The organism is Limnohabitans sp. TS-CS-82 (genome assembly GCF_002943475.1).
Genome location: NZ_PTQX01000001.1, coordinates 174,110 through 187,856, shown reverse-complemented (window position 1 = coordinate 187,856; position 13,747 = coordinate 174,110). Strand labels below are relative to the sequence as shown.

The 13,747-nt window shown below is 58.1% G+C and carries 14 protein-coding genes; 3 read left to right on the top strand and 11 right to left on the bottom strand.

Going from position 1 to position 13,747, the window contains the following annotated elements; translation table 11 throughout:
- Position 1: 1 nt before the first annotated feature.
- Both C5F52_RS00830 and C5F52_RS00825 read left to right on the top strand, forming a co-directional pair.
- Positions 2-631 carry a hypothetical protein gene (locus C5F52_RS00830; RefSeq protein WP_104796443.1) on the top strand — a complete coding sequence of 210 codons (630 nt, stop codon included), beginning with the start codon at positions 2-4 and terminating at the stop codon, positions 629-631.
- 63 nt (positions 632-694) lie between these two features.
- Positions 695-1,912 (top strand): CaiB/BaiF CoA transferase family protein, encoded by a 1,218-nt coding sequence (locus C5F52_RS00825; protein WP_369951834.1) that lies wholly within the window; start codon positions 695-697, stop codon positions 1,910-1,912.
- 66 nt (positions 1,913-1,978) lie between these two features.
- Here C5F52_RS00825 and C5F52_RS00820 read toward each other — a convergent pair whose 3' ends face one another.
- The 5 genes from C5F52_RS00820 to C5F52_RS00800 form a co-directional block, all read right to left on the bottom strand.
- A complete protein-coding gene (locus tag C5F52_RS00820; RefSeq protein ID WP_104796441.1) occupies positions 1,979-2,401 on the bottom strand; it encodes a biopolymer transporter ExbD in 423 nt (140 codons plus the stop codon).
- 2 nt (positions 2,402-2,403) lie between these two features.
- Positions 2,404-2,826: a biopolymer transporter ExbD gene (locus C5F52_RS00815; RefSeq protein ID WP_104796440.1), complete on the bottom strand. Its 423-nt coding sequence runs from the start codon at positions 2,824-2,826 to the stop codon at positions 2,404-2,406.
- Between the two features lie 3 nt (positions 2,827-2,829).
- Positions 2,830-3,582, bottom strand: coding sequence for a MotA/TolQ/ExbB proton channel family protein (locus tag C5F52_RS00810; protein WP_104796439.1), 753 nt, complete (start codon positions 3,580-3,582; stop codon positions 2,830-2,832).
- Between the two features lie 48 nt (positions 3,583-3,630).
- Positions 3,631-4,284, bottom strand: coding sequence for an energy transducer TonB (locus tag C5F52_RS00805; RefSeq protein WP_236657674.1), 654 nt, complete (start codon positions 4,282-4,284; stop codon positions 3,631-3,633).
- Between the two features lie 111 nt (positions 4,285-4,395).
- Positions 4,396-4,722: a polymer-forming cytoskeletal protein gene (locus C5F52_RS00800; protein ID WP_104796437.1), complete on the bottom strand. Its 327-nt coding sequence runs from the start codon at positions 4,720-4,722 to the stop codon at positions 4,396-4,398.
- A 116-nt stretch (positions 4,723-4,838) separates the two neighbouring features.
- On the opposite strand from C5F52_RS00800, the gene C5F52_RS00795 reads away from it, so the two are divergent.
- Positions 4,839-5,465, top strand: coding sequence for a ParA family protein (locus C5F52_RS00795; RefSeq protein WP_104796436.1), 627 nt, complete (start codon positions 4,839-4,841; stop codon positions 5,463-5,465).
- 13 nt (positions 5,466-5,478) lie between these two features.
- Here the strand turns inward: C5F52_RS00795 and C5F52_RS00790 are convergent, their stop codons facing one another.
- The 6 genes from C5F52_RS00790 to recD all read right to left on the bottom strand — a co-directional run bounded on the left by C5F52_RS00790 (position 5,479) and on the right by recD (position 13,746).
- The gene (locus C5F52_RS00790) at positions 5,479-5,835 is read right to left on the bottom strand and encodes a flagellar protein FlaG (protein ID WP_201746934.1); all 357 of its coding nucleotides are present in this window, start codon (positions 5,833-5,835) and stop codon (positions 5,479-5,481) included.
- Between the two features lie 137 nt (positions 5,836-5,972).
- Positions 5,973-7,937 (bottom strand): acetate--CoA ligase, encoded by a 1,965-nt coding sequence (gene acs, locus C5F52_RS00785; RefSeq protein WP_104796434.1) that lies wholly within the window; start codon positions 7,935-7,937, stop codon positions 5,973-5,975.
- A gap of 135 nt (positions 7,938-8,072) precedes the next feature.
- On the bottom strand, positions 8,073-9,521 hold the full coding sequence (locus C5F52_RS00780) for an EH signature domain-containing protein (protein WP_104796433.1): 1,449 nt from the start codon (positions 9,519-9,521) through the stop codon (positions 8,073-8,075).
- 15 nt (positions 9,522-9,536) lie between these two features.
- Positions 9,537-10,289, bottom strand: coding sequence for an OmpA family protein (locus C5F52_RS00775; RefSeq protein ID WP_104796432.1), 753 nt, complete (start codon positions 10,287-10,289; stop codon positions 9,537-9,539).
- 31 nt (positions 10,290-10,320) lie between these two features.
- Complete coding sequence (locus C5F52_RS00770; protein ID WP_104796431.1) at positions 10,321-11,871, bottom strand: hypothetical protein; 1,551 nt, start codon at positions 11,869-11,871, stop codon at positions 10,321-10,323.
- Between the two features lie 57 nt (positions 11,872-11,928).
- Complete coding sequence (gene recD / locus C5F52_RS00765; RefSeq protein ID WP_161499630.1) at positions 11,929-13,746, bottom strand: exodeoxyribonuclease V subunit alpha; 1,818 nt, start codon at positions 13,744-13,746, stop codon at positions 11,929-11,931.
- Between the last annotated feature and the right edge of the window lies 1 nt (position 13,747).

Here is a 13,747-nt window from a genome sequence, read left to right as displayed (position 1 = left end):
CATGAACACCGATGACGCCAACATCGTGGACGACAAAGCCTGTCAGTTGGAAAGTTGGGTCAAAAGCACCCACACGTCGCTAGAACGCTGGGCCATTCCTGGCTGCAACTTGGGTGGCGAGGTGGAGTGGTCTGTCGGCGGCAATGCTCAAACCGATGATGGGCTGGGTAAAACCCAATTTTGGGTGGCGCAAGCCAAAAAGCGTTGGGTGCCTGTGGGCGAGAACACCGTGGGTATCTCAACCACCTTGGGCGCCATGGCCACGCGCCCCGCTTTGGGAAATAAGCCTGAAGACAAAGACTATTACTTCAACGTGCCAGTCACTTTGCCTTTGGGGCAAGACCGTTTGGTTCACCTGAATGCGGGATGGGTCAACCACCAAACCTTGGGCGTGAATCGAGCCACTTGGGGTGTGGGCGGAGAGCTGCCGTTGACCGCGAGAGTCATTGCGATTGCGGAAACCTATGGCGAAGCCGCGATGGGCACCCGTTACCAACTGGGTTTGCGGATGTGGGTGGTGCCCCAGCGTGTGCAGATTGACACCACTTATGGCAACCGCATAGGTCAGCCTGAACACGAACGGTGGTTCACCGTGGGCTTGCGTTTGCTCAGCCCTGCGTTCTTGCCCTGAGCCGTGTCGCCTGCGTGAAGACGTGGGTGCCCAGTTGTTGCGGGCATGGGCACAATGCCAAGCATGAACAGCTCAGCCACACACAGCCCCGCCCAAACCCCACTTCACGGCCTGCGCGTGGTCGAACTTGGCCAGCTCATCGCAGGCCCTTTTGCTGCCAAAACTTTGGCCGACTTTGGCGCAGATGTGGTGAAGATTGAAACCCCAAAGACGGGTGACCCACTGCGCAAATGGCGTTTGCTCAAAGACGGCACCTCGGTGTGGTGGCAAGTGCAGTCGCGCAACAAGCGCTCGGTGGCGTTGGACCTGAAAGAAAAAGAAGCACAAGACATCGTGCGTCAGCTCGCCAAAGACGCGGATGTGTTGATCGAGAACTTCCGCCCAGGCGCGATGGAAGGTTGGGGCCTCGGGCCGGACGAACTGTTGGCCATCAACCCGCGCCTCATCATGTTGCGCATCAGCGGCTATGGACAAACTGGACCTTACCGAGACAAGCCAGGCTTTGGTGTGGTGGCCGAGGCCATGAGTGGCTTGCGCCACCTGACTGCCGAGCCCGGTCGTGTGCCCGTGCGTGTGGGCGTGAGCATTGGCGACACGCTGGCTTCATTGCATGGCGTGATCGGCATTTTGACGGCGCTGCACGAGCGCGAGCGAAGCGGTCAAGGTCAAGTGATTGATGTGGCTTTGTACGAAGCCGTCTTCAACTGCATGGAAAGTTTGCTGCCCGAGTACAGCGCGTTTGGCGCAGTGCGCGAAGCAGCGGGCAGTGCATTGCCCGGCATTGCACCCAGCAATGCCTACCGCTGTGGAGATGAGGGTTATGTGCTGATTGCAGGCAACGGCGACAGCATTTTCAAACGCCTCATGCACACGCTGGGCCGTGATGATTTGGGCAACGATCCTGCTCTGGGGGACAACGCAGGCCGCGTGAAACGCGTGGCCGAGATTGATGCTGCCATTGGTGCGTGGACCGCACAGCTCACTGTGGCGCAAGTGTTAGACGCTTTAGACAAAGCGGCGGTGCCGGCCGGCCGCATCTACACCGTGGCTGACATTGCGGCTGACCCGCATTACCAAGCACGCGAGATGATTCAACAGGTGCAGATGGATGACGGCACATCACTGGCTGTGCCCGGCATCATTCCCAAACTATCACGCACCCCCGGCAGCCACCGCCGCAACGCGCCCACCATTGGGCAAGACACGGATGCGGTGTTGAATGAAATTGGGTTGACGGCGGCGCAGATTCAAGCGCTCAAGGACAAGGGCATCGTCGCTTAAGCCAACGGTTTGCGAGGTGTGCGCCAAATGTAGGCTAGCTTGCTAAAACGCAACTTGCGTCGTGCTTTAAGGTGCAGCAAATGCCTCAGTGCCCACAATACCAATCTTGGTCAGGCCTTGACGTTGCGCGCTGGCCAGCACACCGGCCACCGCTTCGTATTTGGCTTTGCCTTGGGCTTTGATGTGCAGCTCGGGTTGTGGCTCTTGGGCTTTGGCCTCTAGCAACAGCGCATCGAGTGCAGCACGATCAGCCAAAGGCTTGCCGTTCCAGTTGACGACGCTGCGTGCGTCAACTTCGATACGTACCACATTGGGCTTTTTGGTTTGCGGCGTGGCGCTTTGCGGCATGTCGAGGTTGACCGAATGCAGCTGCACGGGGATGGTGATGATGAGCATGATCAGCAGCACCAGCATCACGTCGATCAACGGCGTGGTGTTGATGTCCATCATCACTTCGGGTTCGTCTTGGGTTTGAAGATTCATCGCCATGCTTATTTCCCCTGCGGGTCCGTGACAAACCTCACCTTGGTCAACCCCGCCACCTGAGCGGCATACAGCACGCGGCCCACGGCTTCAAAGTCGGTCTTCGCGTCACCGCGAATTTGCACTTCGGGTTGTGGCGTTTTCTCGGCAAAGGTTTGCAGCTGCTTGATGAGGTCTGCGTTGCTGCGCACGGGCGCGTCATACAAATAGGCTTGGCCTTGCGCATTCACCGACAAGATGATGTTGTCAGGTTTAGTTTCGCGCGGTTGTTGTACCTCTTGAGGCAGATCCACTTTGACAGAGGTGGTCACCACCGGAATGGTGATGAGAAAGATGATGAGCAGCACCAGCATCACATCCACCAACGGCGTGGTGTTGATGGTGGTCAGCAGCTCATCGTCGCCCTCGCTGGGGCCTAGGTGCATGGCCATGGCTTACTTCTGTGCCGCGCCAGATTGAGCAGAACCTAGGAGCACCGCGTGCAAGTCAGCGCCAAAGGCGTGCACTTCTTCCATCGCCACTTTGTTGCGGCGCACCAACCAGTTGTAGCCCAACACCGCAGGCACAGCCACAGCCAAACCAATGGCCGTCATGATGAGCGACTCGCCCACAGGGCCCGCCACTTTGTCGATGCTGGCTTGGCCCGACATGCCAATCTTCACCAGCGCGTTGTAAATGCCCCAGACCGTGCCAAACAAACCGACGAACGGCGCGGTGGAGCCCACAGTGGCCAACACCGCCAAACCATCTTGCATGCGGCTTTGCACGTTGTTCATGGCGCGTTGGATGCTCATGGTCACCCAGTCATTGAAGTTGATATTGCCCAACAAGCCGGTGTGCTTGCCTGCGCTCTCCAACCCTTTTTCGGCGATGAAGCGGAAAGGGCTGTCTTCTTCCAAGCCATCTGCGCCTTGGCGCACGTTGCCTGCGGTCCAAAAGTTGTCTTGCGCCGTTTTGGCAAAGCGCAACACGCGGTTTTGTTCAGCCAACTTGGTGAAGATCACATACCAGCTGCCCATGCTCATGATGACCAAAATCAGCAGCGTGGCCTTGGCCACCACGTCGCCTTGAGCCCACAGGGCGGACAAGCCGTAGGGGTTCTCAACGGCTTCTTCAGCCATGACGCTGGCGCTGAAGGCCAGTGTTGAGAGTGCGGCAGCGGCGCGTGTGAAGGTGTGTTGCAACATGGGTGTTTCCTTGTGACTGACTTTGTGTGAGCGTGTTGGGTAAGGCGCTTATTCCAAGCGCCAGGTGTATTTGATGCTGGCCCAGCTTTGCTCGGGCTTACCGTCCACCGTGCCGGGGCGGAACTGGCATTTCGATAGCGCATTGCGTGCGGCTTCGTCCAGACGGGTGAAGCCCGATGATTTTTCAACATCGGCCTGCAACACCTTACCGTCCGCACCAATCAAAAACTTCAGCGTCACTGTGCCTTCTTCTTCCATGCGGCGCGAGGCGCTGGGGTAGTCGGGCTTGGCGCAATGTGCACCCGCTTGAATGACGGCACCCATGCGAATGGCTGGCGCTTGGGGTGCTGCTGCTGGCGGTGCCGCAGTTTGCGTGATGGCCGGTGCTGTGCTGGTGGGCGCAGGCGGCGGCGGTGCGGGTGTTTTAGGCAGCGGTGTTTTGGGGGGCGGCGTGGGCGCAGGCGGCGGCGCCTCAGACATCAGCACGGCCTCGACGGTGTTCTCGGTCATCTGCACCACATCGCGTGCCAAGCCCGTTGAGATGGCCCACAGCAGCAGAGCGTGGAGCAGCACAACCCAGCCAATGCCAGTCAGATGTTTGCGGGGTGAGCGTTGACGCGCCGCATAGGGCGAAGCTGCCATTGTTTGGATGGCGCTGGTTGAGGTGTCAGCGGCTGCGTGTGAGGGGGACGAGTGAGGCAAACGAGGATGCTCTGAAAGTTTCACTCATTTTAAGTGGGCTACATGTCACGCTGTATGCAGCCCAAGTGGCGCAACACAGCCTTGCCCTTTGGGTCAAGGCTGTCGCAGGTGTTAGACCTGCTTCATGGAGCCTTTGACTTTGCCGCCACGTTCGATTTCGATTTCGCCGTAAGTCACATCGCCCGTGACCTTGCCCGTGTTGCGCACGATCAGCACATTTTTGCTGGTGATGGATTGGTTCAACTCACCTTTGACGTCGATGAAGTCAGCTTCGGTGGTACCGGTGACCACACCTGCAGCACCAATGAGTACATCTTTGGCAACCAAGTCGCCTTCCACCGTGCCTGAGATGATGGCTTGGTTAGGGGCATTGATCGAGCCCTTGAACACCACACCGGCGCCAATGAAAATGCTTTTGTCTTTGCTGCCTTCGCTCATACAGTTGTCTTTCTGAAATATGAATGCTTTCGAGTTTATATGGATATTGTCAATTTCTTCAATTAAATACGCCAAATGGCGTACGAGTGACGTTTATCAGATGAAAATAAAACACTATGAAAGTCGTTGTTGTTGCCAATCCAAAAGGTGGTGCAGGTAAATCTACCCTCTCCACCAACATTGCCGGTTACTTTGCGTCGCAAGGCCATCAGGTCATGCTGGGCGATGCAGACACCCAACAGTCGTCCAAGTTTTGGCTAAGCCAGCGGCCTGACACCCTGCCGAGCATTGCCACTTGGGAATACCAACCCGACTTGGTTTTGACGGCCAAGCCACCACGCGGCACCACGCATGTGGTAATCGACACACCGGGCGGCATCAGTGGTTGGCGCTTGCAAGAGGTGATTGAGCGGGCCGACAAGGTCATCGTGCCCGTCATGCCCAGTGTGTTTGACATGCAAGCTACGAATGAGTTTTTGAATCAGCTGGTGCAAATCACCGCCAAGCTGCCCACGCAAGTGGGCGTGGTGGGCAACCGTGTGGACACGCGCACCATCTCGGCGGGTAACTTGCGCAAGTTCATCGAGTCCTTGCAAGTACCCGTGCTGACCTACTTGCGTGATACCCAGTACTACTTGCACATGGCGGCGCACGGCTTGTCGATGTTTGACATCACGCCATCGAAAGTGCAAAAAGATTTAGAGCAGTGGGAGCCTATTTGCCATTGGCTCGACCAAGACTGACGCGGTTGAAGCGTTAAGCCGCGTTGTCCACGTAGCGGCCTTTGTAGCCGTGGGTGCTGAATTCCATGGCTTGAAAACCTTGGAAGTCGAGCTGGCGAATGAACTCGCCTGATTGCTTGTTGACCACTTTCACCGACAGCGTGCTGGACTGTTTGTCAAACGAGTAATTGAGCTGACTGCGATCCAACGATTGGTTCAGGCGTTGCACTCGCACCTCTTTGTCTGCCTGCATCTGCTGAACAGGGTCCACTTTTTTGGCAGGCGCCTCTGCCGGTGCTTGCGGTGCTGCGCCCGCGCTCACCTTTGCGGGTGCGGGCTTGGCAGCCGGCACAGCATGGGTTTGAGCAGTGGGTGACGCAATGGTGGGCACAGCAGTTCTCGTAATGTGCAGATTTGATTTTAAATTAGAGAAATTTTAAGTTCAACCCAATAAACCCTGAATGAGCATAAAAAAACCCGCCAATTAGGCGGGTTTTCAGAGCCTTTCGGCTGATTCGGTAAGCCAGATCAGTGGTTGTCTGTCAACTGGTCCAGAATCGCTGGGTTTTCCAAGGTCGAGGTGTCTTGTGTGATCGCCTCGTTCTTGGCCAAGCTGCGCAGCAAGCGGCGCATGATCTTGCCAGAGCGGGTCTTGGGCAAGTTGTCGCCGAAGCGGATGTCTTTTGGCTTGGCGATGGGGCCAATTTCTTTGCCCACGTGGTCGCGCAAGATTTTGGCAATCGCTTTGGCTTCGTCGCCTGTGGGGCGTGAACGCTTCAACACCACAAACGCACAGATGGCTTCGCCCGTGGTGTCGTCCGGACGACCCACCACAGCGGCTTCAGCCACCAATTCGGTGCAGCTCACCAAGGCAGATTCGATTTCCATCGTGCCCATGCGGTGGCCTGACACGTTTAACACGTCGTCGATACGGCCAGTGATGGTGAAGTAGCCCGTTTTCTCGTCGCGGATCGCGCCGTCGCCAGCCAAGTAGTACTTGCCCTTGAATTCTTCTGGGTAGTAGCTCTTGATGAAGCGCTCTGAGTCACCCCAGATGTTGCGAATCATCGAAGGCCATGGGCGCTTGACCACCAAGATACCGCCTTGGCCGTTAGGCATGTCGTTACCAGCCTCGTCCACGATGGCAGCTTGAATGCCGGGGAAGGGCAATGTGCAAGAGCCGGGAACCATAGGAGTCACGCCTGGCAGAGGGGTGATCATGTGGCCGCCGGTTTCGGTTTGCCAGAAGGTGTCGACGATGGGGCAACGGCTGCCGCCCACGTGCTTGTAGTACCACTCCCAAGCGGCTGGGTTGATGGGCTCGCCGACCGAACCCAACAAACGCAGGCTAGACAAGTCGTAGCTCTTGGGATGCACAGCATCGTTGGCTTCAGCGGCTTTGATGAGTGAACGGATGGCTGTTGGCGCTGTGTAGAAGATCGAGACTTTGTGGTCTTGGATCATCTTCCAGAAGCGGCCAGCGTCTGGGTAAGTGGGCACGCCTTCGAAAACGATCTCAGTGCCGCCCAAAGCCAATGGGCCGTAGGTGATGTAAGTGTGGCCTGTGACCCAACCGATGTCGGCGGTACACCAGAACACGTCGTTGGCTTTCAAGTCGAAGGTCCACTTGGTGGTCAATGCTGCGTGCAGAAGATAGCCGCCGGTGCTGTGTTGCACGCCTTTTGGCTTGCCTGTGGAGCCTGAGGTGTAGAGCAAGAACAGGGGGTGCTCAGCGCCCACCCATTCTGGTTCGCAGGTGGTGGCTTGCTTGTCGGCCAAGTCGGCCATCCATTGGTCACGGCCTGCCACCATGGCGATGTCGCCACCAGTGCGCTTGACCACCAACACGTTTTTCACAGAGTCGCAGCCGCCCAAGGTGAGGGCTTCGTCGACGATGGCTTTCAAAGGCAGATGCTTGCCACCGCGCACTTGTTGGTCAGCGGTGATGATGGCCACGGCGCCTGTGTCTTCCACGCGGTCACGCAAAGATTGAGCAGAGAAACCGCCGAACACCACCGAGTGGGTTGCGCCGATACGGGCGCAGGCTTGCATCGCGGCCACGCCTTCGATCGACATGGAGATGTAGATCATCACGCGGTCGCCTTTTTTCACGCCGACTGATTTCAGGGCGTTGGCGTATTGGCAAGTCTTGGCCAGCAATTGGCTGTAAGTGGCTTTGGTCACTTCGCCGCCGTCGGCTTCGAAGATGATGGCGGTCTTGTCGCCCAAGCCTTTTTCGATGTTGCGGTCCAAGCAGTTGTAAGAGGCGTTCAATGTGCCGTCTTCGAACCACTTAAAGAAAGGTGCGTTGCTCTCATCGAGCACTTTGGTGAAGGGGGTCTTCCAGCTCAGCAACTCGCGTGCTTGCTCGGCCCAAAAGCCTTCGTAATCAGTCTCAGCTTTTTTGCACAAGGCTTCGTAGGCGGCCATGCCGGATACGTTGGCTTGCTTGACGAACTCAGCTGATGGCTGGTGAATGGTGATGTCGCTCATGAACCGGTCTCCTCTTATATGACGGTATCTGTCAAAACCCCGTGACTGTGAGCTTGGGCTCTTACAAGGGTCTGACTTTTTTGGTGCATACAAACCCTTGGATGGGACGCGGGTTTGTGTTTTATCAATTTAGCCTTATTTACTGGGCGTTTCGCTGGGCATGAGCTCGCTGAGCTCTAAGTGAATACCCAGGTGCTGATCAATGAAGTGCCGCGCCGTGTCCTGCCAGCCGCCCAGTTCGGACTCGTAGTGCAACAGGCCGGGGTCATCCAGCTGGCCATCGTTGAAGTCCAGCGTGGTGGGGAAACGCAGCTGGAACAGTTCGTACTCGTTTTGGTACAGCTTGGGTGCTTGCTTGGCGTTGTGTGCAATGGCGCGCAAACGGCCTTGGTGGCTCCAGTCGCAAAACAAGATATTGCCCATGCGCAGCATGAGCACGCATTGGTTAGGCGCGATCTTGCCCAAGATCTTGGCGTAGCTCAGCTCGCCATAGCCCCGCTCTCCACTCTGGTCAATTTTTTGCAGCTGTTGAACAGCTTGCTCGCCCAAGGCAATCCAGGCTTCCAAGATGTGGCCGGCGTGGAAATAGGCTTCCCAAAAGCGGCGGCGGTAGGGGCCAATGTCGTCTTCGGTGTGGCGCAAGATTTCAAAAAACGCATCCATGGTGCGGCTGGTCAGCCAGCGGCTGGCCGTCTCGATGGCTTCGCGGCGCACGCCCAGCCAGCCTGCGTGGTTGTGGCGCGGGTCGCCCAAGGTGCGCAGCAACTCAGACAGCAGTGCGTTTTTGATGTCTTGTGGCGGGTTGCGGTCAAACCAAGGTGAGAGCAGGCTGTAGGCAAACTCGTCGCGGCACAGCGGGTAGCGCAGGCGCTGTGTAGGTTGGCCGATGTCGTGCATGGCCCATTCGCACATGCGCTTCACATAGCCAAGGCTGCTGCGCACTTCTTCGGGGGCTTGCAAGGCTTCGATGAAGGCTTGTTTGCAAAAGTTGTTCAGCCAAAAGCCTTGGGTCAGCGCATGGCGCTCTTGCCATTGGGCCAAGGTTTTGTCGGCGGGCATGCCAAGAATGTCGTTGGCCACATGCACGGGGCCATTGAGCGGGTCCAGCACATCGAGGGTGCTGATGAGGCGCTCCAAACCATTGGCTTCGGTCTCTGACAACGAGGCCAACACGCGTGGGTCTAAAAAGAACGCGCGTGCCGTGTGGGCCAACTTTAAGAAGACGGGGTTCTCTGGGTTGAAGCCTTGCAAATAGGTGTGCAGCAAGCCACGGCCCCACTTGAGGGGACGGCGCGTGTTCAGTGCCTCGGGCACCGCCACTTCAAAGTAGCGGTCGGTCAGCGGTGTGTGGGTGTGCAGGCCGCGCTCGGCGTCGAGCCACAACGCGTAGGGAATGTTTCGCCAATCGCGCTGGCGCGGTGTAGGGCTGTTGTGCGCAAACTGCACGCGTTCAAACGCGCTGTAGGTGCGCTCGCCCACGGTGCGCAAGTCTGGGTCTTTGCCAAAGCCGCCGCCACGCTTGGTCCGCGCAGCATGGGCCAGCTGGTCAAAGTCTTGCGGCAGTGGGGCGAAAAACTCGTGCATGTTTGTGGCGGTGGATCAGCGCACCGTGTCTTGCATCTTCTTCAAGGTGCTGCTCGGGCCTTTGGCCGCACCGGTGTCGGTGGGCTGGAATGCCAACACAAAGCGCAGCTCCACGCGGCGGTTTTGTGTGTCGTTGTCTTTGCTGCTGGGGCGCTCGTCTGCATACGAGCTGATGCCAAATACCGGCTGCTCGCGCTCGTTGCGGTAGCTCTGCATGCCTTCAGAACCCAGCACTTTGTAAACCGCGCGTGCGCGGTCTAGGCCCAAATGCCAGTTGTTGTAGTCGCCACGGTGCAGGGGCACAGAGTCGGTGTGGCCTTCAATCAGGATGGTTTCAATCTCCACCTGTTGCGGGTTGGGCGGGCAGTCGTCTGGCAGGCGGCGGCGTTGTGAATAGATGTAGCAGGGCAGCACTTGTTGCAGCTGCTCGGCCGATTGGCGCAGCGTGCGCACGCCCAAGCCTTCTAGCTCGGCGCTGCCACGCGCAAACAAAGTGTCAGCGGGCAAGCTGATGACGCCCGACACTTGGTTGATGGTCACCGGTACGCCCGCGTTTTGCAGCTTGGTCCCAATGGTGTGCACCACGGTGGCCAATGGGTCGGCGGGGGGCTCGGGTGGCTGCTCAGGCTTGCGTGAAAGCAGCACCATCACCATCACGATGAAGATGAACAGCAGGCCAATCATCAGGTCACTGGCCGAAGCCATGTAACCCGACTCTTCCACCTGCTCGTTGGTGGCTGCGGTGTTGCGGCGTGTTTTGATGAACATGATTGACGCGTTTAACTTTGACTTTTAGGCTTTAAGCCTTGGGTGGCAAAGCGTCGATGAACTCGTCCAACACTTCTTCCAGGTTGGTGATGCTGCCACTCAGCTGGTTCACCGCGCTGGCCAAGTGTTGATCCATCTTGGTGTGCAGGTCAGAAATTTGAGTGCTGTAGCCCGACACACCTTTGGTCAGAGCATCCACCGTGCCGGTGAGTGCTTTTTGTGCGTCTTGCAAATGCGAACGCACATGGCCCAGCGCTTCTTCGGCAGACACCGCGCTTAGTTTGAGCGTGTCCACGGTTTGGCCGAGGGCTTGGTTCATCGGAATCAAGGCTTCTTTAAAGTCAGTGGCCGCTGCACGCTGCAGGCCCACCGCACCTTCGATGGCGTTGGCGCTGTCTTTGAACTTCTCAGCCGTTTGGTCAATGCGCTCGACCGTGCCTTGCAAGCCCGACATCGCGCCTTGCACCGTTTGCACGGTTTGGCCCAAGTTGCCCAGCAGGGTTTCGAGTTGTTGCGTGCCGGTTTGGCCCATCGCGCTGGCACGCGCGAGGGACGCATCCAGCTCGGTGATGGTGGTGCGGGTGTTTTGAATGGTTTGCGCCAAAGTGCCCACTGCATCGCCAAAGGAGGCGAGGCCGTTTGAGATGCCTTGGGTCAAGGTCTCGCCAGCTTTGCTCAGCTCGACCGCCGCTTGGCTACCCGCATTGCCAAAGCTTTGGCTAGAGGTTTGAATGCTGTCGGCCAGTTGGGCCAGCTTGTCAAACGCGGGCTGCATATTGCGCGAGAGGGCGTCGCCAATCGCGTTGGCAAAGTCGCCTTCAAAGCGGCGCAGTTGGCTCACCTGTGAACGGCTCTCGTCCAAGATGTCTTGGAACAAAGCCAACTGCATGCGCACGCTGGCTTCGGCTGCGTTATCGGGCACTTTGGCACGCAGGGTGTGGCAGAGTGTGTCGATGCTTGACTGCAAGTTTTCCAGCGCTACTTTGGCGCGCCAGTTCCACACCAGCGAACACAACAAGCCCGCGATGGAGGTGATGAACTTACCGCCTGCTGTGGCAATGAGCGACTGCAAAGCTTGGTCTTGTTGACGTGCCGACACATCCAGCGCATTGAGCGCCAAGCCTGCTTGCTGCAAGGCCACCGCTAAGAAGATGAAGGTACACATCAAACCAAAACCAATCAGCAAATTGGGCATGGTCTCGAACAGGGCCAAGTTCATGCGGCCACCGAGTACGCTGCGCACCGTCCATGTGTCGGCGTGGCTGCGAAAGCTATAACTGCTGCGTGGGCCTTGGCTCACACCATGTTGCGTGGGTAGGTCAATCAGGCCCGCCTCGGTCTCGCGCAGCAAAAACTTCAGCTCGTCGTCGGTGGTTTTGCTCTCAGCCAAAGCCAGCGCTTCGCGGCTGCTGCCTTTGTGTGCGCCTAGACGTGCGTCAAGTGCCACCACCTCGGCACGCACGCGGCGAATGCGCGAAGCCCACACGCCGAAGCTGATGAGTGAGAACACAAAAATCACGGCCGCGATGGCCAGTGGCACAGCCAACTGTTCGAGTTGGACTAGGTATTGATTCGTAGGCATGCCTCTATTGTGAACAAGTCTGAGGCACTACTTGCCAAGTGCGAAGCAAGCTGTTTTTCAGTCGCCCAAACCACCGCTGCGCAACACGCGCCGCGCACAGCCATTCCACAGAACGCCCAGTTGCGGGGCCCACAGCGTGAGGCGCTGGCGCGCACGGGTCAGGCCGGTGTACACCAGCTCGCGTGTGAGCACGGGCGACTCGAGTGCTGGAATCACCAGCAACACATGTGTGAACTCCGAGCCCTGCGATTTGTGCACCGTCATGGCAAACACAGTCTCCACACTGTCAAGGCGCGAGGGCATGACCCAACGCACACCACCATCCACGGCAGCGAAGGCCACGCGCAACACACCATCGTGGCCGGGCAGGCACAGACCGATGTCGCCGTTCATCAGCTCTAGCGCGTAGTCGTTGCGCGTCACCATCACAGGGCGGCCGGCATACCAAGCACTTTGGCCCAAGCCCAGCGCGTGCTCGACTTGTGCGTTGAGCTGCACCACGCCCAGCGGGCCTTCGCGCACCGCGCACAACACACAAAACTCGGTGAAGGCGTTGAGCAAGGCGACCGCCTGTGCATCGCTGCACGCTGCAGCTGGCGCTGTTTTGCTAGGGCGATGTGCGTCTAACAAAGCCAACCAATTGCGCCATCCGTATCGCAAGCCCACGGCCAGCTTGGCATCGCTGGCGCTGGCCAGTTGCAGGCGGGTCACATCGGGTTCTGCGGCATCGCCCACTTCGTCAAGAAGAACGCTTTGTTGCAAAGGCAACGTGGCCAGCCAATCGGGTGCAGCGTTCCACAGCGCTTTGAGGGCGGGTGTGTTGTCGGCCATATCCGCGTTCACGGTGCGCGCCCATTGGCCAATGCCGCTCTTGGCATCAAAGCGGTGGCTGTGAATGAGCGTGACGGTTTGAGCTTTGAGCAAACTGCCCGTGCACAACTGCGACATGACTGCACCTGCTTCTACAGACGCCAGCTGGTCTTTGTCGCCCAGCAAGATCAAGCGTGCGTTAGGCGGCACAGCTTGCAGCAAACGGGCCATCATTTCTAGGTCAATCATCGACGCTTCGTCGACCACCACCACATCGGTTGCTAGCTGGTGCACCTGTGCGGCTTTGCTATTGGTTTGCAACAAGCGGTGCAGTGTTTGCGCTTGGGTGGGAATGCGCGCCTGTACATCAGCAGGCATTTTGGTGAGCGCGTTGCTGATGGACTCGGTCAAACGCGCCGCCGCTTTGCCCGTGGGCGCAGCGAGGTGGATTTGCAATTCGTTTGAAGACGTGCCCACCAAGAGCGACAGCAGCTTCACCACCGTGGTGGTCTTGCCCGTGCCGGGCCCACCTGTGATGAGCGTGATGCGGTTTTGTGCGGCCACCTCGCAAGCCAACCGTTGCATGTCGGGCTCGCCATCTCTGGCGGGTGTGAACAACGCATCCAAGCGTTGTTGCAAATCAGCAGGCACGTCACACGGCAGTGCCAAACGTTGTGCAATGTTTTGACGGATGTTTTGCTCAGCCGTCCAAGCGCGGCGCAAATACAAGCATGCGCTGTCTTTGTCTTCGGTCAGCACCAAGGGGCTGGCTTCGCCCTGCGTCCATGGCAGTGTGCTGACAGCTTGGTGCAAGCCTGCGGGCAGTGCAGCGGTTTGCTCGTCACTCCAGCCTAGCAATGCCGTGGCTTGGGTTTGCAAAGTGGCCAGGTCAAGGCACGCATGGCCGCGGCCCCATTGGTGGCTGGTGAGGGCTGCTAGCCACAGGTGGCGTGGGTCATCGCTGGGTTGCTTGCTGTTCAGCAAGTTGGCCAGTGATTTGTCTAATCCTGTGAGCGGGGTGGCTTGGGCCCAAGATGATTGGAGAAGCGGAGATAAGGCTTGCATC

What these genes read in the sequence shown, in the direction of transcription:
- recD (WP_161499630.1), bottom strand. Translation starts at nt 13,746, where the DNA reads ATGCAAGCCTTATCTCCGCTTCTCCAATCATCTTGGGCCCAAGCCACC.
- C5F52_RS00810 (WP_104796439.1), bottom strand. Translation starts at nt 3,582, where the DNA reads ATGTTGCAACACACCTTCACACGCGCCGCTGCCGCACTCTCAACACTG.
- C5F52_RS00780 (WP_104796433.1), bottom strand. Translation starts at nt 9,521, where the DNA reads ATGCACGAGTTTTTCGCCCCACTGCCGCAAGACTTTGACCAGCTGGCC.
- C5F52_RS00800 (WP_104796437.1), bottom strand. Translation starts at nt 4,722, where the DNA reads ATGAGCGAAGGCAGCAAAGACAAAAGCATTTTCATTGGCGCCGGTGTG.
- C5F52_RS00775 (WP_104796432.1), bottom strand. Translation starts at nt 10,289, where the DNA reads ATGTTCATCAAAACACGCCGCAACACCGCAGCCACCAACGAGCAGGTG.
- acs (WP_104796434.1), bottom strand. Translation starts at nt 7,937, where the DNA reads ATGAGCGACATCACCATTCACCAGCCATCAGCTGAGTTCGTCAAGCAA.
- C5F52_RS00830 (WP_104796443.1), top strand. Translation starts at nt 2, where the DNA reads ATGAACACCGATGACGCCAACATCGTGGACGACAAAGCCTGTCAGTTG.
- C5F52_RS00770 (WP_104796431.1), bottom strand. Translation starts at nt 11,871, where the DNA reads ATGCCTACGAATCAATACCTAGTCCAACTCGAACAGTTGGCTGTGCCA.
- C5F52_RS00795 (WP_104796436.1), top strand. Translation starts at nt 4,839, where the DNA reads ATGAAAGTCGTTGTTGTTGCCAATCCAAAAGGTGGTGCAGGTAAATCT.
- C5F52_RS00815 (WP_104796440.1), bottom strand. Translation starts at nt 2,826, where the DNA reads ATGGCCATGCACCTAGGCCCCAGCGAGGGCGACGATGAGCTGCTGACC.
- C5F52_RS00825 (WP_369951834.1), top strand. Translation starts at nt 695, where the DNA reads ATGAACAGCTCAGCCACACACAGCCCCGCCCAAACCCCACTTCACGGC.
- C5F52_RS00820 (WP_104796441.1), bottom strand. Translation starts at nt 2,401, where the DNA reads ATGGCGATGAATCTTCAAACCCAAGACGAACCCGAAGTGATGATGGAC.